The 23,211-nt window shown below is 58.9% G+C and carries 22 protein-coding genes; 5 read left to right on the top strand and 17 right to left on the bottom strand.

The features are described 5' to 3' along the window. Position 1 precedes the first annotated feature (1 nt). From F0155_RS10215 to F0155_RS10205, 3 genes are all read right to left on the bottom strand, one after another. Positions 2-478: a glyoxalase superfamily protein gene (locus F0155_RS10215; RefSeq protein WP_150524411.1), complete on the bottom strand. Its 477-nt coding sequence runs from the start codon at positions 476-478 to the stop codon at positions 2-4. A gap of 204 nt (positions 479-682) precedes the next feature. Further along, positions 683-2,146 carry a chromosomal replication initiator protein DnaA gene (dnaA, locus tag F0155_RS10210; RefSeq protein ID WP_150524410.1) on the bottom strand — a complete coding sequence of 488 codons (1,464 nt, stop codon included), beginning with the start codon at positions 2,144-2,146 and terminating at the stop codon, positions 683-685. Between the two features lie 649 nt (positions 2,147-2,795). Further along, positions 2,796-4,214: an FAD-binding oxidoreductase gene (locus F0155_RS10205; protein ID WP_150524409.1), complete on the bottom strand. Its 1,419-nt coding sequence runs from the start codon at positions 4,212-4,214 to the stop codon at positions 2,796-2,798. 165 nt (positions 4,215-4,379) lie between these two features. On the opposite strand from F0155_RS10205, the gene fabI reads away from it, so the two are divergent. The 4 genes from fabI to aroC all read left to right on the top strand — a co-directional run bounded on the left by fabI (position 4,380) and on the right by aroC (position 8,419). Continuing rightward, on the top strand, positions 4,380-5,198 hold the full coding sequence (gene fabI / locus F0155_RS10200; RefSeq protein WP_150524408.1) for an enoyl-ACP reductase FabI: 819 nt from the start codon (positions 4,380-4,382) through the stop codon (positions 5,196-5,198). Between the two features lie 103 nt (positions 5,199-5,301). Further along, the gene (locus F0155_RS10195) at positions 5,302-5,946 is read left to right on the top strand and encodes a histidine phosphatase family protein (RefSeq protein ID WP_150524407.1); all 645 of its coding nucleotides are present in this window, start codon (positions 5,302-5,304) and stop codon (positions 5,944-5,946) included. A 95-nt stretch (positions 5,947-6,041) separates the two neighbouring features. Next, a complete protein-coding gene (locus tag F0155_RS10190) occupies positions 6,042-7,223 on the top strand; it encodes a DUF3095 family protein (protein ID WP_150524406.1) in 1,182 nt (393 codons plus the stop codon). Between the two features lie 110 nt (positions 7,224-7,333). Continuing rightward, the gene (aroC, locus tag F0155_RS10185) at positions 7,334-8,419 is read left to right on the top strand and encodes a chorismate synthase (protein WP_150524405.1); all 1,086 of its coding nucleotides are present in this window, start codon (positions 7,334-7,336) and stop codon (positions 8,417-8,419) included. A 15-nt stretch (positions 8,420-8,434) separates the two neighbouring features. Here aroC and F0155_RS10180 read toward each other — a convergent pair whose 3' ends face one another. Further along, a complete protein-coding gene (locus tag F0155_RS10180) occupies positions 8,435-8,641 on the bottom strand; it encodes a hypothetical protein (protein ID WP_150524404.1) in 207 nt (68 codons plus the stop codon). Between the two features lie 143 nt (positions 8,642-8,784). Between F0155_RS10180 and yghX the strand changes: the two genes are divergently transcribed. Next, positions 8,785-9,690, top strand: coding sequence for a YghX family hydrolase (yghX, locus tag F0155_RS10175; protein ID WP_150524403.1), 906 nt, complete (start codon positions 8,785-8,787; stop codon positions 9,688-9,690). Between the two features lie 52 nt (positions 9,691-9,742). Here the strand turns inward: yghX and F0155_RS10170 are convergent, their stop codons facing one another. The 13 genes from F0155_RS10170 to dxs form a co-directional block, all read right to left on the bottom strand. After that, positions 9,743-11,521, bottom strand: a complete 1,779-nt coding sequence (locus F0155_RS10170) for a TRAP transporter permease (RefSeq protein WP_150524402.1) — start codon at positions 11,519-11,521, stop codon at positions 9,743-9,745. A 69-nt stretch (positions 11,522-11,590) separates the two neighbouring features. Next, entirely contained in the window at positions 11,591-12,550 is a 960-nt protein-coding gene (locus F0155_RS10165; protein ID WP_150524401.1) for a TAXI family TRAP transporter solute-binding subunit, read from the bottom strand. Between the two features lie 135 nt (positions 12,551-12,685). Then, positions 12,686-13,231, bottom strand: a complete 546-nt coding sequence (locus tag F0155_RS10160; protein ID WP_150524400.1) for a hypothetical protein — start codon at positions 13,229-13,231, stop codon at positions 12,686-12,688. 46 nt (positions 13,232-13,277) lie between these two features. Further along, entirely contained in the window at positions 13,278-14,597 is a 1,320-nt protein-coding gene (gene ribB, locus F0155_RS10155) for a 3,4-dihydroxy-2-butanone-4-phosphate synthase (protein WP_150524399.1), read from the bottom strand. A gap of 71 nt (positions 14,598-14,668) precedes the next feature. Beyond that, the gene (locus tag F0155_RS10150; protein ID WP_150524398.1) at positions 14,669-15,778 is read right to left on the bottom strand and encodes a class I SAM-dependent methyltransferase; all 1,110 of its coding nucleotides are present in this window, start codon (positions 15,776-15,778) and stop codon (positions 14,669-14,671) included. Beyond that, positions 15,747-17,015: a class I SAM-dependent RNA methyltransferase gene (locus F0155_RS10145; RefSeq protein WP_150524397.1), complete on the bottom strand. Its 1,269-nt coding sequence runs from the start codon at positions 17,013-17,015 to the stop codon at positions 15,747-15,749. Before F0155_RS10145 ends, F0155_RS10150 begins: the two co-directional genes overlap by 32 nt. 48 nt (positions 17,016-17,063) lie before the next feature. Next, on the bottom strand, positions 17,064-17,804 hold the full coding sequence (locus tag F0155_RS10140; protein ID WP_150524396.1) for a TlyA family RNA methyltransferase: 741 nt from the start codon (positions 17,802-17,804) through the stop codon (positions 17,064-17,066). 12 nt (positions 17,805-17,816) lie between these two features. Continuing rightward, positions 17,817-17,945: a hypothetical protein gene (locus F0155_RS24040; protein WP_280176998.1), complete on the bottom strand. Its 129-nt coding sequence runs from the start codon at positions 17,943-17,945 to the stop codon at positions 17,817-17,819. Between the two features lie 21 nt (positions 17,946-17,966). Then, positions 17,967-18,587 carry an SCO family protein gene (locus F0155_RS10135; RefSeq protein WP_150524395.1) on the bottom strand — a complete coding sequence of 207 codons (621 nt, stop codon included), beginning with the start codon at positions 18,585-18,587 and terminating at the stop codon, positions 17,967-17,969. Positions 18,588-18,594: 7 nt separating this feature from the next. Beyond that, positions 18,595-19,113: a copper chaperone PCu(A)C gene (locus tag F0155_RS10130; RefSeq protein ID WP_150524394.1), complete on the bottom strand. Its 519-nt coding sequence runs from the start codon at positions 19,111-19,113 to the stop codon at positions 18,595-18,597. Positions 19,114-19,191: 78 nt separating this feature from the next. After that, positions 19,192-19,554: a hypothetical protein gene (locus tag F0155_RS10125; RefSeq protein ID WP_150524393.1), complete on the bottom strand. Its 363-nt coding sequence runs from the start codon at positions 19,552-19,554 to the stop codon at positions 19,192-19,194. A gap of 110 nt (positions 19,555-19,664) precedes the next feature. Then, a complete protein-coding gene (locus F0155_RS10120; protein ID WP_150524392.1) occupies positions 19,665-21,020 on the bottom strand; it encodes an MFS transporter in 1,356 nt (451 codons plus the stop codon). A 158-nt stretch (positions 21,021-21,178) separates the two neighbouring features. Beyond that, complete coding sequence (gene dxs / locus F0155_RS10115) at positions 21,179-23,098, bottom strand: 1-deoxy-D-xylulose-5-phosphate synthase (protein ID WP_150524391.1); 1,920 nt, start codon at positions 23,096-23,098, stop codon at positions 21,179-21,181. Positions 23,099-23,211: the final 113 nt, after the last annotated feature.

The raw sequence follows: 23,211 nt of genomic DNA, 5'->3' as shown, positions 1-23,211 counted from the left end.
GTCACATGCGCTGAATGGTCAGCTTCATCGCTCGCTTTTTCTTGCCGGGCGGCGGGCAGCGGTCGAGAACCAGATAGGGTTGGTCTTTCGATGTGCGTGCCATGGAGACCCCCGCTCCATCGATCAGGCAGCTGATACGATCCCTGTGAACCGATTGACCGGGAAACGTGGCAGCATCAATCGCCTCGTCAAACTTGATGGCAACGCGGTAGACGTCCGTATCGGCGAGCTTGACGAGACTGATCACCACTCCGGTCATGGGATGGTCCAAATAGGTCCCGGAGATCCGCTGTCCGGCAGGAGGCGGAAAATCTTCTGCAACACCATGTTCGCGACACGCTGAACCCTGTAGGGCTTTCAGTCTTTCAAACAGGTTCTGGATGGCTTCGTCCGAGATCGCGCACCGATCAGGTTCGGGAATGGCGCTGCGCAGTCGCCGGGCAGTGGCAGCAAGTTCAACAAGGTCGGGCCGGGGCATGATGCGGTCTCACGAGGGCTGGAAATCTCCAGCACACTACCGCCGAGGCCGAGCATCTGCTTGTTGAAAGCGGGGTTATTCAAGAGTCGTTTCTGAGGAAAATTCGAAGTTTGGATTCGACTCCGGGAAACCGCATGATCGGAAAGGAAAAAGGCCGACAGGGGGAAACTGTCGGCCTTCATGCGAGTAATTCGCTGACTGATATCAGCTGTGGGTCAGACGCTTGAGCAGGTCGATTTCAGCGGCAAGGCTGCTGTCTGCCTTGACCATTTTCTCGATCTTGCGAACGGCGTGCAGAACCGTTGTGTGGTCCCGGTTGCCGAAGCGGCGTCCGATCTCTGGAAGCGAGCGCGGTGTCATGACCTTTGCCAGATACATGGCGATCTGGCGCGGTTTGACGATCGTGTGCGCCCGGCAGGACGAAAGAAGGTCGTTCTTCGTCACGCTGTAGTGCTTGCAAACCACGTGCTGGATATCCTCGATGCGCACGGACCGGATCTCGGTCGGCTTGACGAGGTCATGCAACGTCTTGTCCGCCAGCTCTTGCGTGATCGGCTGGTTGGTCAGCTGATTGTGGGCAATCAGCCGGTTCACCGCACCTTCCAGATCACGGGCAGAAGACGTTACATAGCGCGCAATGTGATCCACAACCGGTTCCGGAATGTCGAAGTTCGGATAGTGGCGGCGGGCAATCTGGACCCGCTTTTGCACAATGTTCTTGCGCAGCATGTAGTCAGGATGCTGGATGCCCGCGACAACGCCGTTCATGAAGCGTTGGCGCAGCGTTTCGTCCATCGTGTCCAGCTGCTCCGGTGGGCGGTCTCCAGCAACGATAACCTGCTTCGGGGATTCCAGAAGCATCCGCAAGGATTGGCAGAACTCTTGCTGGTGCTGCTTTCCGTGCAGCAGCTGGATGTCGTCGATCAACAGAAGATCGACCGAGTCCAGTGTCTGCTTCACAGCTGTGAAGGAGCGGGTCCGCAGGGCCGGAACGAGGTGATACATGAAGTATTCCGCCGTCACATAAAGCACCTTGCGGCCAGCAGCCCGTGCATCGCTGGCAGCAGCATGCAAGAGATGGGTCTTGCCGATGCCGATACCGGAGTGGATGTACAGCAGGTCAAGCGCCCGAGACTGGTCGTTTGCCATCTGGCGTGCCGCGCTGAAGGCCAATCCGTTTGACGCGCCTTCAACGAAACTGTCGAAGGTCAGGTTCGGATTGATGGCCGCGCCCTGCAGAAACTGCAGTTGCAGGTCCGACATGCCCGAGTTCAGTTCACCCCGCAGGGCCTTGGTCAGGGCAGGGATGGCATGGCGCCCGACATTCGGGGTGGTAGCCCGATAATTCAGGTTGGATGCCGTCAGTTGCTTGGCCGGGTCGAGAGTTCCAACCGCCCGTGGCCGCATGGCCCCACGAACTGTCAGTTCGAGACGGTCGATATTCTCACCCTCTTTTTTCCAGAGGCTGACGATCCGATCTTTGTAATGTAATTGAATCCAGTTTTTCAGAAAGCGCGTCGGGACTGACAGGCGAACGATCTTGTCGCCTTCTTCCTCGAGCATGACACGTCCGAACCAGTTGGAGAATACATCTTCCCCAAGCTCAGCCCTGAGCTGTGTCTTTACACTTTCCCATCGATTTGTTCCACGTGCACCGTGAACATGCATTTTCGCCTCCATTCAAGGAGCGGTCAAATACACCCGCTTTTGCTGCGTTAAGAGCCGGCGGTTTTTTTATTGCCGTGCTCTGACTCATTTCCCGGAAATTCCGGGACCGGCATCTCAAAGTCCGGTAACTGCAGTCGGCAACTCAAACAGCAAGTTGCATGTCTTGTTGTTGTTGTTGTTCGCGGTAGTCATCACCTACGTTTATTGTTGCGTTTGTGGTGGTGCCTGCCGTTGGTGTCGGTCTCCTTCTTCATCAGCTGCCCCTAAGAACGCAGGGGTGTCAGCTGTTTGGTTAGTCCGCCATTAACAAGTGTTAACGCTGTTTCATAACTCTGGGGTCTTTTAAGTTATTTTTCAAAAGAAAATTAATGCATTAGGCGAAATCGAATGCATTTTTCTTCAATTGGCCCCTTGGGTATCGTAAATTGTATCAATGGCGGGCGTTTACCGTATAGGTAGAATGGTTAATCCTGTGAACGGCCGCCGGTGAATTTTTAAAAAATCCGGCTCTCGAAATGCTCCCCGTTTGGACAAACACATTTCCGCCGCAATGCGACTCGAGCCGTTTCGGCGCAGAAAAAAGGCCCGCAGTCGAATGCGACTGCAGGCCCTCACGAAGACGCGTAAAGAATGACTCGGAGTGGGAATGTTATCGAGGCAGGACGCGCTCCGGGTTCAGCAGGCCTTTTGGATCAAGAGCCGTCTTGATGCGCCACATCAGGTCCAGCTCGATATCGCTCTTGACCTCTTTCATGAGATCCCGCTTCAGGCGGCCAATCCCGTGTTCGGCGGAAATGGAGCCGTTGAGGTCTGCCACAATGCCGTGGACGATTTCATTCATCTCGTCCCACTTGGCCAGATAGCCTTCCTTGTCCGCGCCAACAGGCTGGCTCACGTTGAAGTGGATGTTGCCATCGCCCAGATGCCCGAACGGGATCGGTCGGCAGCCGGGGACGAAGGCTTCCACTGCAGCAATGGCCTTGTTCAGGAACTCGGGGATCAGGGCAACGGGGACGGACACATCGTGCTTGATGGAGCCGCCTTCCGCTTTCTGGACTTCCGACATGCCATGGCGGATATGCCAGAAATCCTGAACCTGGCTCATGTTCTGCGCGAGGGCTGCATCTTCCACATGTTCAGCCTCAAAGGCCTCACCAAGAATGGCTTCCAGCAGGTCGCGGATCTCAAATGCCTCCGAGCCGCTGGAGAGCTCCATCAGCACATACCAGGCGTGTGTGCCTTCCAGCGGATCGCGTGCACCATCCAGATGGCGCAGGCAGAATTCAACGCCTTCGCGGGGCATGATTTCAAATCCGGTTAGGACCGGGCCTGCCTGTGCCTTAGCAATGGAAAAGAGGCTGAGCGCAGCTTCAGGCGACGAGAGCCCGACAAAGGCGGCTTCCAGTTTTTTGGGCTTGGGGAAAAGCTTCAGCGAGGCGGCCGTGATAATCCCCAAAGTGCCTTCCGCACCGATAAACAATTGTTTCAAATCATAACCGGTATTGTCCTTGCGGAGCGTCCTGAGGCCGTTCCAGATCTCGCCCGTTGGCAGCACGACTTCCAGTCCAAGAACCAGATCGCGGGTGTTGCCGTAGGACAGGACAGCAGTGCCGCCGGCATTCGTGGAGATATTTCCGCCGATCTGGCAGGAGCCTTGTGCCCCAAGGGAAAGTGGGAACAGGCGATCCACCTTGTCGGCCTCGTTCTGGAGCGTCTCCAGCACCACGCCGACGTCGACCGTGATCGTGAAGCCTTCCGGATCGACATGGCGGACCTTGTTCATGCGAGAGAGCGAAACAACGATCTCATCGCCGGATTCCTGCGGAATTTGACCACCCACAAGACCGGTGTTGCCCCCCTGCGGGACAATCTTGATGCCATTCTCATAGGCATATTGCATCACCGCGCTGACTTCCTTCGTTGAACCCGGACGCAGCACCATCGGCGTCACGCCCTGGTAGAGATCCCGCCATTCGACAAGATAGGGGGCCTTGTCGTTGGCGGTGGTCAAAACGTTGGCTTCGCCGATCAGGGTGGCGAATTGGTCGGCATGGGTATTCCGCTCCATGAGCGCAGATCCTCAACTTCAGGGGCAAAAAAATCGGCGACAACATAGGGCGTCGATCGTGATCCGTCGATGGTTCATTCCGCTAACCACAGTCTTGAAGGATTGGGGGGGCTGTGCCATACGATGCCAGCCCGTTCGGGTAGTTAAGAATTTCTGGAGAATACGATGGCGGAAACGCGCGGATTGATGAACGGCAAACGCGGATTGATCCTGGGCGTTGCAAACAACAGGTCGATTGCCTGGGGAATTGCAAAGGCCCTGACCGATGCCGGTGCCGAGCTCGCCCTGACCTATCAGGGGGATGCACTTAAGAAGCGCGTGGAACCTCTCGCCGAACAGCTGAATGCCTTTGTTGCCGGTCATTGCGACGTAACCGATGCAGCCAGCATCGATGCCGTTTTCAAGGCGATCGAGGACAAATGGGGCAAGATCGACTTCATCGTTCATGCCGTTGCCTTCTCCGACAAGGACGAACTGACCGGTCGTTATGTCGATACGACCTCGGCAAACTTCGCCCGCACCATGGACATCTCCTGCTACTCGCTGACCGCGATTACCCAGCGCGCCGAGAAGCTGATGACCGACGGCGGGTCCATCCTGACGCTGACCTATTACGGTGCTGAAAAGGTCATGCCGCATTACAACGTCATGGGCGTTGCAAAGGCTGCTCTTGAAACCAGCGTGAAATATCTGGCCATGGACCTTGGTCCGAAGAACATTCGCGTCAACGCGATTTCCGCCGGTCCGATCAAGACGCTGGCAGCCTCCGGCATCGGCGACTTCCGCTATATCCTGAAGTGGAACGAATACAACGCGCCGCTGCGCCGCTCGGTCACCATCGAGGAAGTTGGCGACAGCGCCCTGTTCCTCCTGTCCGATCTCAGCCGTGGTATTACCGGCGAAATCCAGCATGTTGACTGCGGTTACAACATCGTCGGCATGAAAGCCGTGGATGCCCCGGATATATCTGTGGTCAAGGACTGATCTTGATGAAAAATGGCCGGTTCAACCGGCCTTTTTTGTTTAGGGTGCCCACCGCACCCTGATCTGGCTTCTGCCCCAACTGTTTGCGCTTGTGGAGACATGAATGTCCCTTTCGTCTGATGCCTCGCCGTCTCAACGACTGGCTCAGGTACCTGGACCGGATTTCCTCGTTTACATTCGCCATGGCCAGACAGATTGGAATGCGGAAGGGCGGATGCAGGGGCAAAAGGACATCCCTCTCAATCAGGTTGGGGAAGGTCAGGCCTCCGGAAATGGCAAGCGGTTGGCGGCCTTCCTGAAAGCGGAAGGCATGGATCCGCTGTCGCTGGATTTTGTCAGCTCCCCTCTGGGGCGAACCCGCCGGACCATGGATCTCGTTCGCGCAGAGCTCGGCCTTGCCGGGCATGACTATCGTCTTGAGCCGGAAGTACGTGAAATCACGTTCGGCGACTGGGAAGGCAGCACGCTGGAAGAGCTGGCACTGGAGTTTCCTGAAAAGGTCGCAGAACGGCGGGTTGACAAGTGGGGCTTCGTGCCGCCCAACGGCGAAAGCTACGAGATGCTGACCGGGCGGATCGGTGCATGGCTGGCTACGGTCAGGCAACCGACCGTCGTTGTTGCGCATGGCGGCGTGTTTCGGATCGTCCGGGGCTTGCTTGAGGGACTTGAAACCCGCCATGTCCCGAAACTTGAAGCTCCTCAGGACCGCATGTTCCTTTGGCGCAACGGCACTGGCAGCTGGATCTGACCGCAAGGGTCAGCGCACGCAAACGTGAACCGGTCTCGTCATCCGGTGCAGTGGCCAAGACGTAGGGACTGCAGGTATTTCCAGGAGGAAGTGTGATGTCTTCCGATAGCTTTTATCAGTCCTTGCCCGCTTTTGCCGATTTTGCCGGGATCGCCGACATGGAATCCTATGAACCGGTGCCAAACGACTGGGTCGTGTTGGCGGCGGATATCGTGGATTCACGAAAGGCCATTGCGGCCGGCCACTACAAGAACGTCAACATGATTGGAGCCGCCGTGATCGCGGCAGTGCTCAATACGCTCGGGCGCGACAACACCCCCTTCGTCTTCGGTGGTGACGGTGCCCTTCTGCTGGTGCCGGGTTCCCGTGAAAAGCAAGGGCGCGAAGCGCTTGCGAGCGTGGCTTCCCTTGCCCGTGCCGCTGCAGACATGACCCTCAGGATTGCGGCCATTCCGGTTTCTCATCTGAGAAACGAAGGCGCGGACATTCGCTTGCGCAAGCTTGAGCTGACCAGGGGCAATCATCTTGCCATGGCTGTTGGCGATGGCCTGGCGCTGGCGGAAACTATCCTGAAAGACGCTGATCGGTCGGCCTCATTTATCATCCCTCCCGCGCCCGACACTGAAGCGCCGCTGGACGGGTTGTCCTGCCGTTGGGATGCCCTGCCTGCCGATCGCGGACGAATTGCAGCCGTGATCATCAGACCGCGCTCGCCGGAAAAGCTGTCCCTTGCACTGGACCATGTCGCTTCGGCAGTCGGCAAGCATGTCTTGTCAGATGGAGAGGCCGGGCTGATTGCGACGTCTCGGCGGTTGCGTTTTCGCTTTCCTCCGAAGTCACTGCGTTTCGAAACGCTGCTCATGCGCGGCGCAGGCAAGGGACGACGATACATCCTCAGGGCAATTTTCGAGAGCCTCGCGATCAAGTGGGGTCAGTTGACCGGACAGCGTGTGGGCCCGCTTGTGCCACAAAAATACATGGCAGAATTGTCCCGCAACACCGATCACAGAAAACTGGATGATTCCCTGAGACTGGTGCTGGATCTAACGGAAGACGAGCTGCTGGAACTTGGCTCCGTGCTGGATCGGGCCTCAGAAAGGGGCGAGCTGACCTACGGCATGCATGTTTCCGATCATGCCATCATGACCTGCTTTGTGTCCGACATCGGCGCGGGTCAGCACATTCACTTCATCGACGGCGCAGATGGTGGCTTTGCCATGGCTGCTGAAGACATGAAGCATCGGTCCGCCAAGCAGCCTGCCAAGCAACCCATCTGACCGCCGTTATCAGCCAACTGGCCTTGCCGAATGATGTGTGATGCCGTATCGCTGACCCGTCAAATTTTCCGGGGTCGAAGGGCCCTGTCTGCAATACCGGAAGCTGCCTGATGTCACACAATACGTTCGGTCACCTGTTTCGCGTCACCACCTGGGGGGAAAGCCATGGACCGGCGATCGGATGTGTGGTGGACGGGTGTCCGCCGCTGATCCCGCTGACCGAAAGCGACATTCAGTGCTTCATGGACAAGCGAAAGCCGGGCCAGTCCCGCTTCACCACCCAGCGCCGCGAGCCGGACGAGGTAAAGATCCTGTCCGGCGTGATGGTGGATGAGGACGGCGTGCAGAAGACGACCGGAACGCCGATCTCCCTGATGGTCGAAAACACCGATCAGCGGTCAAAGGATTATTCCGAGATCAAGGACCGCTACCGTCCGGGCCATGCCGATTTCACCTACATGGAAAAATACGGCATTCGCGACTATCGCGGCGGTGGACGGTCCTCTGCCCGCGAAACGGCGATGCGTGTTGCTGCGGGCGCTGTTGCCCGCAAGATCCTGTCCGGCATGACCATTCGCGGTGCACTGGTTCAGGTCGGAACGGAAAAGATCGACCGGGCCAACTGGAACTGGGCCGAAGTCGACAACAACCCGTTCTTTTCACCCGATGCCAAGGCAGCCAACCACTGGGCCGACTATCTGGATGACATCCGCAAGAAGGGATCGTCCGTCGGAGCGGTGATCGAGGTGGTTGCCGAAGGCGTGCCGGTCGGTCTTGGTGCGCCGCTTTATGGCAAGCTGGATACGGATCTTGCCGCCGCCATGATGTCCATCAACGCGGTGAAGGGCGTGGAGATCGGCAATGGCTTTGATGCCGCTGCCCTGACGGGCGAGGAGAACGCCGACGAAATCCGCATTGGCGGCAATGGCCAGCCGGTGTTCCTGTCGAACAATTCAGGTGGCATTCTCGGCGGCATTTCAAACGGCGATCCGCTGGTTGTCCGCTTTGCCGTCAAGCCGACCTCGTCGATCCTGACAGAGCGCAAGTCCATCACCCGCCATGGTGAGGAAGTCGATGTGATGACCAAGGGGCGTCATGACCCGTGCGTCGGCATTCGCGCTGTTCCCGTCGGCGAAGCCATGATGGCCTGCGTCCTCGCCGATCATTTGCTTCGGCATCGCGGGCAGGTTGGGTGAAACAGGACAGCTGTCTCACGGCCGATGCAGAAACTCCCGATAGATAAACCGGAAAATGCCTGAGGCGAGTGCGCATCCGCTGAGCCACAGGACGGATATCCAGTATCCCTGCCAATAGCTCTCGCCCACAAAGGGAGCGAGGGCGAAACTCGCAAGGGCTATGGCAACGGCGAATCCGGCCAGCACGGCGGTAACTGGTAGTCCGCCCAGATTATCTCGCATCGAGGCTTCCTGACCAATTGGGAGGAGTGTGCATCTCGACATGCACAGCTTCGTGAAAACAGCTTTTCCTTAAAGGAATGGACCTTTTTGGGGAACCTCCTATCTTCTTGTTGCGTGTTTATGCGCAAGATCGGGAGGTCCTCATGAATGACATGACGCCAGTAACACGGAAAACCGCAAAGGATTTTCCGCAGGAATTGCTTGATCTCTATGACTTTTATGCCCATGGCCGGATCACGAAACGCGAGTTTCTGGAAAAGGCGGGCAAGTTCACCGTTGCCGGAATTACGGCGGCGATGCTGCTGGACCAGCTCTCCCCCAACTATGCGCTTGCCCAGCAGGTGGCAGAAGATGACCCGGCGATTGTGGCCGAGCGCATCACCTATCCTTCGCCGAATGGCCATGGCGACGTGAACGGCTATCTCGTGCGCCCGGCTGGCGCGACCGGCAAGTTGCCCGCCGTTCTGGTTGTCCATGAGAACCGTGGCCTCAATCCCTATATTGAAGACGTGGCCCGCCGCATGGCAAAGGCCGGGTTCCTGACCCTGGCACCTGATGGCCTGACGTCGGTCGGCGGCTATCCGGGCTCAGATGACAAGGGCCGCGAGCTTCAGAAGACCGTTGATGGCACCAAGCTGATGAACGACTTCTTTGCCGGGTTCGAGTTCCTGCTGAAGCATGACGATTCAACCGGCAAGGTCGGCGCTGTGGGCTTCTGTTATGGCGGCGGCGTAGTAAACGCGATTGCGGTTGCCTATCCGGAACTCAGCGCCGGTGTTCCATTTTACGGACGTCAGCCTGCTGCCGAGGACGTTGCCGCGATCAAGGCGCCGCTGCTCCTGCAATATGCCGAGATGGACCAGCGCATCAACGAAGGTTGGCCAGCTTACGAGGCGGCTCTCAAGGCTGCGGGCAAGGACTACACCGCCTACATTTATCCCGGTGTGAACCACGGCTTCCACAACGACACGACTCCGCGCTACGACGAAGCCACGGCCAAGCTCGCCGAAGAGCGCACCATTGCCTTCTTCAAGGAACATCTGATGTAAAATGAAAGGGGCCAGAAGGATCATCTTCCGGCCCTTTGCTTCGCTCTCGTGCTTATGGCGCCGGCACGAAAATGACAGCAGCGCCGATGAGCACCAGTCCCAGTCGCGCTTGTAGCGACCGTGGCGAGATCAGGCCGTAGGAAATTGCGCTAAGGCCAATTGCGAGCCGCAGGAAAGCAAGACCCGCAAGGGCCGGATGATCCACCACCTGCAACAGGGCGGGATTGGCGATCATGCCCAGCGGGATGATGTAGAGCCCGACCCCCAGCGCCATCGCCGTCAGCGCGACCTTCAGCCAGTTTTCCTCCACCATGCCGGCGGCAATGAAGACCGCGCCGCAAACCGGTGGGGTGATCGTGGACAAAAGCGCAAACCAGAAGACAAAAAGATGGGCCTGCAGCGGTTCAAGCCCCAGCTGGACCAGAGCTGGCCCGGCAACCGATACGCAGATCACATAGGCCGCGGTAGTGGGCACTTCCATGCCCAGCACAAGACAGGCGATAGCCGTCAAAATGAGGGATGGCCAGAGCAGCCCGCCCGATCCGGAGAGGATCAGGGAGGTGATCTTCACCCCAAGGCCCGTAATCGACAGGACACCGATGATGATTGAGGCGCAGAGAATGATGGAGGCAATCAGCGCAACCTGACGGGCGGACCCCAGCAGCGCCTCTTCCAGCCGGTCGGCGACATCACGCCAGTTGATCGCAAGGTTCTGATCAAACAGCAGCAACACGGCACCCGCCAAGATGGCTTGGGCGGCAGCATATTGCGGGGTGACCTGAGTGACAAACATCCCGAACAGCAGGACGGTGAAGGGAACCAGAAAGAAGGCGGAGGTGATGGCAACGTCCCGGCCCGACGGGCGGCTTCCCGCATCAATCGGCTTCAGGTCATAGCGGTTTGCATAGGCATTGATGCCGACCCAGACAGCCAGAAAATAGAGAAGGGCGGGCAGGGCGGCTGCCGCCATGATGGAGGTGTAGGGAACACCTGTCAGCTCCACCATGACGAAGGCCCCCGCGCCCATGAGCGGTGGCATGATCTGGCCGCCGGACGAGGCAACGGCCTCCACGGCCGCCGACAGGCGCTTTGGGTAGCCAAGCTTGGTCATCGCCGGAAGCGTGATTGCCCCGGTCGAGGCGACATTGGCGGAGGCAGACCCGGAGATCGAGCCGAAGAGGGCCGAGGACAGGACCGAGACCTTGGCCGCCCCGCCTGTCAGGTGCCCGGCTGCAGCGGCTGCAACATTCATGAACCCACGCCCGGCAGCGCCCGCATTCAGCACCGCGCCGAAGATCACGAAGATGGCGACGACCGAGACGGATACCCCGGTCAGGCTGCCCCAGATGCCGCCTTCGGCAATGGTGAGCGTGCCGAGGAAACTGTTCAGCGGGGTTCCCGAATGACCGAACTCGCCGGGAATATGTTGCCCCAACAGGCCATAGGCGAGGGCAAGAGCGGCGACGATGGGCAGTGGCCAGCCGATGGAGCGGCGGGCCGCTTCCAGAACCGTGACCACAAGAATGATGGCGACGCCGGTCTGGAGCGGGCTTTCAAGAAATCCGTACTGATCTGCCAGCATGTCGCGGTTGAGCGCGATCCAGAGACAGGCAGATGTGCCAACCAGTGTCAGCACCAGTCCTGATGCCAGTGCTACGGGTTTTTGCGGGCCGCAGAACAGGAAAATCCACGGCAGCGCCAATGCCATGTGCAGCGGGCGGCTGACAAGATTGGGAACAAGGCCGGAGAAGATCAGGCCAAGGTGAAAGGCAACAAGAATGAACGCCAGTCCAAGCTTGACCAGACGCAGAATGGGGAATTGCGACGACATACCGGCCTTGAAGGCTGAAAGGGGCAGGAACAGGCCCGGCACATGCGTGCCGGGCTTCTTGGGCGCGGATTACTTCTGCGCGTCGGTAAGCGCGAAACCGGCTTCCTCGTAGAAGCGGACCGCACCTGGATGGATCTTGCCTGAGATCGTTCCCATCAGGCTTTCGTCAACGCCTTTCCACCACGGTGCGCCCTTGGTCATTTCGGCCTTCTGGTCCCAGAAGGTCTTGGTCAGGGCATAGGCCGTGTCGTCATCCATGGCCGACGTCGTGTAGGCAACGACCGGAAGGGACGTTGTGGTGATCGGGCTTGCCTGACCGGCATAGGTCTCTGCCGGGATGACGGTCTTGGTGCGCTTGGTTTGTGCGATCTGGTCATCAGAGAGCGAAAGCACGGTGACAGATGTGGAAGCTGCGGCCTCGATGACGTTCGGTGCCGGCCATGAGCCTGCGGTCACGAAACCGTCGATCTGACCGTTCTTCAGCGCCGGAACCGCGTTGGAAAGTTCCACCTCAGACAGGGTCACCTTGCCTTCAAGCCCGAAGAGCGCCAGGTATTTTTCACCCTCCGTTGCCCCGAAAGAGCCTTTGCCAAGCAGGATCGTCTTGCCTTCCAGATCCGCAAAGGTCTCGACACCGGCTTTGCTGGACACCACGAAATGCATGGTCAGCGAGGGGATCGGGAAGAGCGCGCGGATCTCGTCGAATTTAGGATCGCCCTTGCCTTCGAACATCGCCTTGCCACCCTGAGCAAGGCCGACGAGTGCGGGCGGCGTGGTGAACACATAGTCGGCACCGCGTGCGCGCACTTCCATCACGTTCTGGACAGAGCCCTGACTTTCCTCGACCGTGACAATGATATTGCCATCCGATCCGGCCTTCAGGGCTTCGGCGATCTGCACGCCCATCTGATAGTAGGATGAAGAGGACTTTGCGGACTTGTAGGTGATGCGCGTTTCGGCTTGTGCCGATGTCATGCCGACAAGAGCGGTGACAGCAATGGCGCTGGCGGTGGCCAGAACATGTTCCATGATTTTCCTCCCGAAATGGTTCCGCTTGGCCGAAGAAAGCGGCTGGGAACCTCATTTTGAAATACGACTCGGAAAGATTGCCCCGAAAACGGGAAATTCGGCAAGGCCACTTGCAGGGATTGAAGTCGTGTCTTTTCAGCTTGCGGGAGCGCCGGATCTTGGCGGGAGAAATCTGCCCAGCCCGGTCATCACGTCTTCCGCCTTTTCGGTCAACGGATGCAAGTCGATGATCAGGCGACAGCAACCATCCGGTGCTTTTCGATGCCGCCAGTTTTTCATCATGAACCGCTTCCAGACCGGGACAGCATGAGGCTGAACGGCGGTCTCGTTCAACGGGCGATGCAGGGTCACGACGAGGCGCGCCAGCAGCATGTTGCGAACGGAGGTCTGCTGCAGATCCAGATCGGCGATTTCCGCCCAGCTGATAAAGCCAAGGCGTTCGACAAAAAGGCCCTGACCATTGGCCCCGAGCTGGGGCGCGCTGCGGTCGATCAGCGGATAATTGCGAAAGGCGAGAGCAAGGGGCAGGAGGGCTGCTGCCGTCAGCATGGTGTTGCCGGAACCAATGCCCGAAACAAGCAGGACGGCCCCGACCATCGCCATGCCATAGACCAAGAGATCTCCGCTTGAGCGGTCAAAACCGACGGCGAAGGCAGCGCCGGCATCCGATCGTCCGCTCAAAGAAGATGTTGCCGCGCCTGCCCTTGCCAATAGTCAGCCTGTCCCTCTAGCTATCGAGGATCTCCGTTTCCTCGATCTTGATGTCGAAGCCTTCCAGCCCGACATAGTGCCGCTCGCGGGAGGAGAGGAGCCGGATGGAGGTGACGCCGAGATCCTTCAGGATCTGGGCTCCAAGTCCGATCTCGCGCCACTGTTCCTGACGGTTCTGGGCCGAGCCGTGCTCTTCGGTTTCTGCAAGCTCCAGATCATCACGAGAGCGTTGTGACTGGCGCGCAACACCGACGGAGCCTTCCCGCAGGAACACGATGACACCCCGTCCGCGCTCTGCAAAGTGCTTCATGATGGCGTCGAGCGGCTTTTCCTCGCCAAAGACATCATCCAGCACCGATTCCAGATGCAGGCGAACCGGCACGTTGCGACCATCCAGAATGTCGCCATAGACAACGGCCACATGGTGCATCGGGTCGTAAGGGGTGGAATAGGTCATCGCATAGGCCGGGCCGACGGCGGTGTCGATCGGCTGTTCGCTGATCCGCTCCACCAGGCGTTCTGTCCGCTGGCGCCAGGCAATCAGATCGGCAACCGAGACCATTTTCAGATTGTGTTCGGCAGCAAAGTTCGCGACCTGATCGCCGCGCTTGACAGTACCGTCATCATTGACCAGCTCACTGATCACGCCAACTTCTTCAAGGCCGGAAAGGCGGCAAAGATCAACGGCAGCTTCCGTATGGCCGGAGCGCATGAGAACGCCGCCTTCCTTGGCAATCAGCGGGAAGATGTGGCCGGGGCGAACGAAGTCGGCAGCGCCCACATTGGGATTGGCCAAGGCATGAACGGTAGCACAACGTTCGTCCGCCGAGATGCCGGTGGTGAGGCCCTGCTTGTAGTCTACCGAAATGGTGAAAGCGGTGGCCAACGGCGCATCATTGGCCGCGACCATCGGATCAAGCCGCAGGCGGCGGGCATTGGCCACAGTCATCGGCGCACAGATGATGCCGGACGTATGGCGCACCATGAAGGCCATCTGTTCGGGCGTTACCTTGGACGCGGCAACAATCAGATCGCCTTCGTTTTCGCGGTCGTCATCATCGGTGACAACCACCATCTCCCCACGCTCGAATGCGCGGATGGCTTCTGCAACACGGGCCTGGGACACGGGGTGCTCCTTGGTTATGGAAAGTCCGAGAAAATCGTTGGGGGTGACATCACCATTGGTCGCCGCTGCAATCTTGCGTGCCATATCGCGCGACACCCACGCGTTGGGGTCGTTGCACAGGGCGGTCACAGAGGCAGGCGAGAGCTGTGCTCGCCGCGCAAAGGCGCTTCGGCTTTCGCCCTTTTGAAGGAGCCAATGGTCAAGTCTCATTTGCCCTGTTTAAGGGCAAAACCCGGCCACCTCAAGAGAACGAAAGACGAAATTTCAGTATCACTGAAATGTCAGGTTGATTTTCGATAGGTGGCGATGCGGGAGACGAAGGCCGGTAGGACGGTTTGCTCAACAAGTCCGGCCTGCTCTCCCATAGCCGCAAAATCCTCGGTGAGGTAGCTGGTATAATAAGGCTCGTGGAAGAGCTGGGGGAAGAGGCTCAGCAGACCATCATAATCCGGAACATCACCCTTCTGCAGGCTGTCGACAAAAAGGAAAAGTCCACCGGGACGCAGGACACGTCCGATTTCGGCAAAGACAGCTTTCCGGATCTTCGGCGGCAATTCGTGGAACAGGAAGACGCTGGAAAGCACATCCACGCTATTGTCCGCAAAGGGCAATTGTTCCGCCTTGGCGGTGAGAAAACTTGCCCGCCGATTGGCAATCCGGTCACGGGCAACGTTCAAATAGGGCTCTGACAGGTCAAGCCCGATACCGGAAAGGCGCGGAAAGGCCGAGAGGGCCGGGCCTAAAAGGCCGCTGGTCCCACAGGCAAGATCCACATATTGCACCTTGCGCTGGTCATTTGCCTTCAGAAACTCGGCAAAGGGCACCAGCGCCCGCCGCCGCATGGCAGCTGTTGCCCCTGAAAACAGCACATCCACCTGAAAGTCATAAAGTCGGGCGCTGTCTTCACTCAGCCAGCCATCTGTCTGGAAATGGAAGTTCTGGCGATAGTAGCGCGGCAGTGAGGTTGCGAACCGTTCCTCATCCTCAAACACTTCCTGATGCGCGCCTGTCGCCCGTCTGCGGGCAACTTCAGGAACGTCCTTGAAGAAGGCGCGGCTGGTCGACAGAAGCTCGCGGGGGCTCATGCGCCCGTCGCGTGGAAGCGGATAATGCCCGGCTTCCACGGACGCCAGATCATCTGCAAAGAGTTTGACGATATCGGCCAGCATCCGGCGTTGGCTGGGCACGGGGCCATCGGGAACCGGATCAGCCACCGGCGGCAGGGTCTCCTGCAGTCGCCGGGTCATCCGGCGCATGACTTCCGAATGCAAGGTATAAAGCGCGACCCGGCTGCCTTGGTTCAGGACATAGCGGGAGCGGCGGGCAAGCGATGCAAGCCCGTTCCGCGGGACTGCGTCGTTACATACGCCAGCTTGGCTTTCGTTCGCCATCGTCTGCACTCCGTTTCAGGATGCTTACGACTTCAATATGGGGCGAAAAGAGGAATTGGTCCACTGGCGTGATGGATTGCAGTTCGTAGCCGCCGTCGATCAGAAGGCGCAGGTCTCGGGCAAGGGTGGCCGGGTTGCAGGAAACGGCAACGATGGTCTTCACCTTCGAATTCGCCAGTTGCTCTGCCTGTGCCTGAGCCCCGGCGCGCGGCGGGTCAAACACCACCGCGTCATAAGCTTCCAGCTCCTCGCGCACCAGCGGGCTGCGGAAGAGGTCGCGCTTCTCGCGGGTCAGGGTCTTGAGCCCTTGCGAGCGGCGGATGGCCTTTTCGATCGACTGTAGGGCGTGCGCGTCACTTTCAACCGCGTGCACTTTCGCCTTGTGAGCTAGCCTCAGGGCGAAGGTGCCGGAACCGGCAAAGAGGTCCGCAACCTGCTTGGCCTTGCCAACACCGTCAAGAACCAGTCGGGACAAGGCCGTTTCCGCATCCTGGGTTGCCTGCGTGAAGCCTCCGGGCGGCGGAACAAGGGCGGCGCCGGCCATGTCGAGAATGGGCGGGCGAATTTCCAGAAGCGTTTCACCATTCACACTGAGACGCGCAAAGTTCGCCTGCGCCGCCATGGAAGAGAGATTTGCGATCTTCTTTTCGTAGGTCCGGTCTGCCTTGTCGAAAGCCACATCCAGTCCGGCTGTGGTCGACAGGACAGAAAGGCGCAACTCGCCCTTCTTCGGCAGGAGATCTGTTGCCAGACGTTTCAGGTCCGGCAGCGCCTTGGTGATAGCCGGATCGAGAACCGGACATTCCTTGATGTCGACCAGACGGTGGCTCGACTTTTCGTGATACCCGAGCAGGGTAAGTCGACCGGCGCGGGCTGCGGAAAAGACTGCGCGGCGGCGCGTGCCCGGCTGGCACGGTACGACCGGCTGGACCTCATGCTGGATGCCGCGATCAGACAGGGCCTTGGCAACCAGCTCGCGTTTCCAGGAGAGATACGCAGGTTCGGCGAGATGCTGCACGTTACAACCGCCGCAATCGTTTATGTGCCGACAGACAGGGGCAATGCGATCAGCGCTTTCGCTCAGGATGCGGATGTTTTCGGCCCGGTCGCCCTTCACTTCGGCGGACACGACTTCGCCGGGCAGGGCACCTGCGACATAAATCGTCCGGCCATCTGATTGAACGATACCGTCGCCCCGGTGGCCGAGGCTTTGAATTGTAAGCTCTGTCTGGGTCATGGGGGCGAGCGATAGCCGCCTTTGGGTCAAGACACAAGGCTCACTGTGTTACAGCGTCTTTTTTCCATAAAGCAGCCACTCCTTGTTGCCATCGCCGCCAAGGACGGGAGAGGGAACAAGGTCACCGGCCTGCCAGTCGGGGACTGTCCCGAGCCACTCCTTCAGGGAGAGGGCAACTGTCTCGGCAATGTCAGGTCGCACGAGCCCGCCCTTGCCGATGGCGTCCTTGCCTGCCTCGAATTGCGGCTTGACCAGAAACACCCCTTCCGCACCCGGAGCCGCCAGGGCAAGGGCCGGGGGCAGGGCGAGTTTCAGCGAGATGAAGCTGACATCGGAGACCAGAAGATCCGGCTGATCCCCGTCGAGATCAAAGGCTGTCAATTCGCGGGCATTCAGCCCCTCGCGAACGAGAACTTTCGGATTGCTGCGCAAGGACGCGTGCAGTTGGTCATGACCAACATCAATGGCATGAACCTTTGCCGCTCCACGCTCCAGCAGAACCTGCGTGAAGCCGCCGGTGGATGCCCCGATATCAAGGCAAATCCGATCCGCTGCGTCGACACCGAAAGCATCCAGTCCTTCGATCACCTTCAGCGCAGCGCGGGACACATAGCGGGCAGCCGGGTCGCAAACGGAAATGGAGGCGGGATCGGCGACCTTTTGCGCAGGCTTCTTTGCCGCAGCCCCATCCACGGTCACAGCCCCGCGCAACACGGCATCCCGAGCCCGCGCCCGCGTTTCAAAATGGCCAAGATCGACCAGAAGCTGGTCCAGACGTTTGGAGGTCATGCCGCTGCTCGATCAAAAACAACCGGCGATGCCGGCCAGCAGCTTGTCGACAAAGACGCGCTCGCCAGCCTGCATCCACAGGAAGCCGGAAGCCAGGATCAAGAGCCCGGCTCCGGTTGCCAATCCTGCATATAGCGGCATGCGCATAGTCTTCAGATCCGGTCAGCTTCCAGCGTTGGCAATCAGGCGCTTCAATTTCGCCATGGCCGTTTCTTCCGCTTCGCCATAGGCGATGGTGCCGACGAACTTGTTGTCCTTGTTCATCAGGAAAACGGCGGCAGAATGGTCCATCGTATAGTCGCCGTCGTCAAGCGGTACCTTCTTTGCGTAAACGCGGTAGGCCTTGGTCATGGCGTCGACCTGCTCGCGAGAGCCGGACAGCGCGAGGATGCGGTCATCAAAGGCAGCCACATAATCGCGAATGACGGCTGGAGTGTCGCGCTCCGGATCAACGGTGACAAAGGCATAATGGAGTTTGTCCGCGTCCGGTCCCAGTTTCTGGATCCAGCCCTGAACCTCGGCAAGGGTGGTCGGGCAGACATCAGGACAGAAGGTGAAACCGAAGAACATCACCTTGGGACGGTCGGCCAGATCCTTGTCGGTCACGGTTGTGCCGTCGCCGCTCACCAGCTCGAAGGGACCGCCGATGGTCGCGATTGGATCGATCAGCGCGGAATTGTCAGGCCCCGAGGCCGTCTGCTGGTAGACCAGCACACCGGAGGCTACGGCAAGGGCGGCTACCGCCGCCCAAGCTCCATAGCGAAGGATTTTCAGTCCAGACATTCAGCCCTCAGTTCTTGCCATGACCGCTGTGGTCGTCATGTTTGTGGTCACCGCCGTGGTCGTGAGACATTTCCTTGGAGCCCATCGGAGCTACTGCAAGATGTACGTCAACGGTTCCGGCCTTCTCGAAGGTCAGTGTAACCGGAACATCTTCGTTTTCGATGAACTTGCCTTTCAGTCCCATGAACATGATGTGAAGCCCGCCGGGTTTCAGCGTCACGGTCTCGCCTGCCGGGATCTCGACGCCGGTTTCCAGTTCCCGCATTTTCATCACGCCGTCTACAACGGCCATTTCGTGGATTTCGGTCCGCTCGGCAACGGCAGAACTGACGCCGACGAGGCGGTCAGCTTCGGAGCCATTGTTGGTCACGGTTACGAAGCCAGCGCCAGCCTTGGCATTCGGCGGCGTGGCGCGCGTCCATGCCTTGGAAACGGTCAGGTCGCCAACCTTGATGTGTTCTGCCTGCGCGGAAACGGAAAGCAGTGTGAAAGCGGCGGCTGTCGCAAGGGTCTTGAAAAAGGTCATTTTCTACTCGATCAGTCTTTTGGTTTTTTGGGAGAAGATCCGGTCAAGTTCCTGCTCGGCACGGATCGATCAATCGGTTCAGATCGAGAATAGGGGTGGCCCCCGAATGCCTTGGCCTGTCCGAGCTGCTCCAGGCAAATCGCCTTCCGATCCGCAGGTCTCTGCACTGTCGTGAGCGGGAGGAGCAGCAAGAAGATGGCGCGGTGCTTCTGTTGCAAGGAGTTTGGCCCCATGCGGGCAGACCGGACCGCAGACACAATCTGCCGGGTCGTGCCGGGAGACTGGGGCTTTGCCGTTAAGAGACGGTTGGCAGAGAAGTCCGAGTTCGGAGGAGATCGCCGGTGTCGTGGCAAGGGTCAAGGCAACGACCAGTATCTGCGCGATCAAAGACAGACCGGCCAGGAAGGCCAGCGGTGTCCGCTCCAATCGCAGCAGCTGCAACAGTGATGGTCGCCTCAAATACATGGCCGCAAATATGTTTGGTTTTTCCGCACGCGTCGAGGTTCGAATTGCCGCATCTGCGGCGATGGTTGAGCGCTGGCCCTGAGAGTTCAGCTCACGGCCTTCTTGTCCTCGGATGCCGGAGTTTCGCTTTGCTCCGTGTCGGTCGACGATGAATCGAAATTGTAGATATCGTCTTCATAGGCAGGAAAGTCTTCCGGCGGGATGACGTTGTCAGCTTCGACATCCAGCGGTTCGGACGTGATGATTGTGCCGACCTGTGCGGTGGTTGCGTACTCGAAGTCTGTCTTGTCTTCCTGTTCGACGGCCTTGCGGGCAACCAGACGTGTCAGCAGGAAGCCAACCAGAACAACCTCGACAACGGCAACCATGAGGAACATGCCGCCCGGACCGGTAAGGCCCATAAGGTATGACGCGATCAACGGACCAGCGATTGAGCCCATGCCGAAGGCAAGCAGAAGACCGGAAGACGTTTCTACGAAATCTTCCGGCAAGGCATAGTCGAAACCGTGCGCGACTGCTACGGCATAACAGGGCTGGGAGAAAATGCCGATCGCAAATGCAAAGCCGGCTGCGACCCAGAAACCTGTCGGATTGAGAAGAAAGATGGCGACGGCAACGCCTGCTGTGAGTGCCGCGAGGCCGAGCAGAACGATACGACGATCCATGATGTCAGACAGTTTGCCTGCGGGCCATTGGGACAGCATCCCGCCGGCAATGATCGCAGCAGCAAAGATGGCCGACTGGTTTGTCGACAGTCCGATCTGCGTTCCATAGAGGGGTGTCAGCGTCCAAAGGGTTCCGTTGGCAACGCCGACGAGCAGGGAGCCGACAAACGCGGCAGGAGACGTCTGGTAGAGCTTGACTGGGCGAAACTGGACAAGGGCGATAGGCGCCGGCTGGTTTGTGGTCGTCAGGGCGATCGGCATCACCGCGAGGCTGGCCATGACGGAGGCGACGGCGAAGGGCACAAAGGAGGAAATGTCCATCGTGGAGATGGAGACCTGTCCGATCATGGTCGCGCCGAACAGCACGACAATGTAGATCGACATGATGGTGCCACGGTTTTCGTTGGTTGCCCGCTCGTTCAGCCAGCTTTCGATGATCATGTAAAACCCGGCAAGGCAGAAGCCGGAGATTACGCGAATGACCGACCAGGAGACCGGATCAACAAGGATCGGGTGGAAGATGGCTGCTGCAGACATCAGCGAGACAATGGCGGCAAAGGCGCGAATATGCCCTGCACGCATGATCAGGTGAGGCGCACCAAGGCACCCGAGAACCAGCCCGGCGAAATAGGCGGAGGAAATCATACCAATCGCGAGATCGGAAAACTGCGCCTCCGATGCGGTCAGCGGCAGCAGGGTCGATTGGAGGCCGTGGCCAAACACGACAAGCGCAACTGCCATGAGCAGCGCGGATATCGGCGCAATCAACTGGCCCATTTGATTTCTCCTGCGGGATTCCCAAAAGCAAATGCGCTGGCTACGGGCCAGCGCATTTCCATGATTTTTTCAAGCTTTTTCAATTGCTGGGGCGTTTGTCAATCAATGCGGTCGCATAGCTGACGTAACTGCTGGCACGACTGTGCATAAGTGCACCGTCAGGCAGAGCGGTATTTGTCGAGACCTTCCTGACCAAGGGCGGCGAAAACCGTCCGAAGAATACCGGCAGAATCCAGACCCGCTTCTGCGTACATCACCTCCGGCTTGCCGTGGTCGATATAGGTGTCGGGCAGGCAAAGGGTGCGAACCTTCAGGCCCTTGTCGAGGGCGCCGTGTTGGGCAAGTGCGCCAAGCACATGGCTGCCGAACCCGCCAACAGAGCCTTCCTCAACCGTCACCAGTACCTCGTGTTCACGGGCAAGGCGCAGCAACAGGTCGACATCCAGCGGCTTTGCAAAACGGGCATCGGCAACAGTCGTTGAAAGTCCGGCTGCGTCCAGTTCCTCTGCCGCCTTCAGGCATTCGCCCATGCGCGTTCCAAACGAGAACAGCGCAACTTTCGTGCCCTCACGGCGGACAACGCCCTTGCCGATTTCCAAAATGGAGCCGCGCTCCGGCATGTCGAGGCCAACGCCTTCGCCGCGCGGATAACGGAAAGAGATCGGGCCTTCATCATAGGCGGCAGCGGTTGCAACCATATGGCGGAGTTCCACCTCGTCGGCGGCGGCCATCACCACGAAATTCGGCAGGCAGGCCAGATACGTCGTGTCGAAAGCCCCTGCATGGGTCGGGCCGTCAGCGCCAACGAGACCAGCACGGTCAATCGGGAAGCGGACCGGCAGGTTCTGGATGGCTACATCATGCACGACCTGATCATAGGCGCGCTGCAGGAAGGTCGAGTAGATCGCAGCGAAGGGTTTGAAACCTTCCGTCGCAAGACCGGCTGCAAAGGTCACCGCATGCTGTTCGGCGATGCCGACGTCAAAAATCCGGTCTGGAAAAACGTCCTGAAAGAGGTTCAGACCCGTTCCATCCGGCATGGCCGCTGTCACGGCGACAATCTTGTCGTCGACCTCGGCTTCCTTGATCAAGGACGTGGCAAAGACATTCGTATAGCTGGGCGCATTGGCCTTTGGCTTGGCCTGCTTGCCGGTCACGACGTCAAACTTCGCTACGCCGTGATACTTGTCCTTGGCGCCTTCCGCCGGAGCGTAGCCCTTGCCCTTCTGGGTGACCGCATGGACCAGAACCGGTCCGCGATGATTGTCACGGACATTTCGAAGGATCGGCAGGAGGTGTTCCAGATTGTGGCCGTCAACCGGGCCCACATAGTAGAAGCCCATTTCCTCAAACAGGGTGCCGCCAGTCCAGAACCCGCGCGCATATTCCTCGGCGCGGGCCGCCTTCTCCTGAAGGGGTTTCGGCAGGTGATTGGCAACGCTTTTCGCAGCCCCGCGCAGGGACTGATAGGTCGGGCCGGACACCAGTTTCGCCAGATAGGCAGACATCGCACCGACAGGTGGAGCAATCGACATATCATTGTCATTCAGGATGACGATGAGGCGTGAATCCAGCGACCCGGCGTTGTTCATGGCCTCATAGGCCATGCCCGCAGAAATCGAGCCGTCGCCGATCACCGCGATGACATTGTTTGATCCGCCCTTCAGGTCACGTCCGACAGCCATGCCGAGACCGGCTGAAATGGATGTGGAGGAATGAGCTGCGCCAAACGGGTCGTACTCGCTCTCGTCGCGCTTTGTGAAGCCCGATAGGCCTCCCGGCTGGCGCAGGGTGCGAATGCGGTCCCGCCGACCGGTCAAAATCTTGTGGGGATAGCACTGGTGACCGACATCCCAGATAAGCCTGTCGTCAGGTGTGTTGAAAACATGATGGATGGCTACGGTCAGTTCCACCACCCCAAGGCCAGCCCCAAGATGGCCGCCGGTCACGGAGACGGCGTCAATGGTTTCGGCGCGCAATTCATCCGCAAGCTGCAAAAGTTCGCTGTCGGAGAGCGACTTCATGTCGGCTGGCGTCTTGATTTGGTCCAGTAACGGGGTTTGCGGCTTCGAAGTCACGCGACCTGAGCTCCATTTTTGCTTTCAAGCGGGCACGATTACACCATGCAGGGGAACTGTGCAAACTTGTAGGCAATGATACTAAGGAGAACTACATAGGTCGCACGTCGAAG

This window comes from Roseibium sediminis, from assembly GCF_008711325.1.
Classification (GTDB): Bacteria; Pseudomonadota; Alphaproteobacteria; order Rhizobiales; family Stappiaceae; genus Roseibium; species Roseibium sediminis.
The sequence above is the reverse complement of the archived record's forward strand: the minus strand, read 5'-3'. Positions and strand labels throughout refer to the sequence as shown.

Excerpts from the sequence above, each read along its gene's own strand:
- F0155_RS10215 (WP_150524411.1), bottom strand. The coding sequence starts at position 478 with ATGCCCCGGCCCGACCTTGTTGAACTTGCTGCCACTGCCCGGCGACTG.
- dnaA (WP_150524410.1), bottom strand. The coding sequence starts at position 2,146 with ATGCATGTTCACGGTGCACGTGGAACAAATCGATGGGAAAGTGTAAAG.
- F0155_RS10205 (WP_150524409.1), bottom strand. The coding sequence starts at position 4,214 with ATGGAGCGGAATACCCATGCCGACCAATTCGCCACCCTGATCGGCGAA.
- fabI (WP_150524408.1), top strand. The coding sequence starts at position 4,380 with ATGGCGGAAACGCGCGGATTGATGAACGGCAAACGCGGATTGATCCTG.
- F0155_RS10195 (WP_150524407.1), top strand. The coding sequence starts at position 5,302 with ATGTCCCTTTCGTCTGATGCCTCGCCGTCTCAACGACTGGCTCAGGTA.
- F0155_RS10190 (WP_150524406.1), top strand. The coding sequence starts at position 6,042 with ATGTCTTCCGATAGCTTTTATCAGTCCTTGCCCGCTTTTGCCGATTTT.
- aroC (WP_150524405.1), top strand. The coding sequence starts at position 7,334 with ATGTCACACAATACGTTCGGTCACCTGTTTCGCGTCACCACCTGGGGG.
- F0155_RS10180 (WP_150524404.1), bottom strand. The coding sequence starts at position 8,641 with ATGCGAGATAATCTGGGCGGACTACCAGTTACCGCCGTGCTGGCCGGA.
- yghX (WP_150524403.1), top strand. The coding sequence starts at position 8,785 with ATGAATGACATGACGCCAGTAACACGGAAAACCGCAAAGGATTTTCCG.
- F0155_RS10170 (WP_150524402.1), bottom strand. The coding sequence starts at position 11,521 with ATGTCGTCGCAATTCCCCATTCTGCGTCTGGTCAAGCTTGGACTGGCG.
- F0155_RS10165 (WP_150524401.1), bottom strand. The coding sequence starts at position 12,550 with ATGGAACATGTTCTGGCCACCGCCAGCGCCATTGCTGTCACCGCTCTT.
- ribB (WP_150524399.1), bottom strand. The coding sequence starts at position 14,597 with ATGAGACTTGACCATTGGCTCCTTCAAAAGGGCGAAAGCCGAAGCGCC.
- F0155_RS10150 (WP_150524398.1), bottom strand. The coding sequence starts at position 15,778 with ATGGCGAACGAAAGCCAAGCTGGCGTATGTAACGACGCAGTCCCGCGG.
- F0155_RS10145 (WP_150524397.1), bottom strand. The coding sequence starts at position 17,015 with ATGACCCAGACAGAGCTTACAATTCAAAGCCTCGGCCACCGGGGCGAC.
- F0155_RS10140 (WP_150524396.1), bottom strand. The coding sequence starts at position 17,804 with ATGACCTCCAAACGTCTGGACCAGCTTCTGGTCGATCTTGGCCATTTT.
- F0155_RS24040 (WP_280176998.1), bottom strand. The coding sequence starts at position 17,945 with ATGCCGCTATATGCAGGATTGGCAACCGGAGCCGGGCTCTTGATCCTG.
- F0155_RS10135 (WP_150524395.1), bottom strand. The coding sequence starts at position 18,587 with ATGTCTGGACTGAAAATCCTTCGCTATGGAGCTTGGGCGGCGGTAGCC.
- F0155_RS10130 (WP_150524394.1), bottom strand. The coding sequence starts at position 19,113 with ATGACCTTTTTCAAGACCCTTGCGACAGCCGCCGCTTTCACACTGCTT.
- F0155_RS10120 (WP_150524392.1), bottom strand. The coding sequence starts at position 21,020 with ATGGGCCAGTTGATTGCGCCGATATCCGCGCTGCTCATGGCAGTTGCG.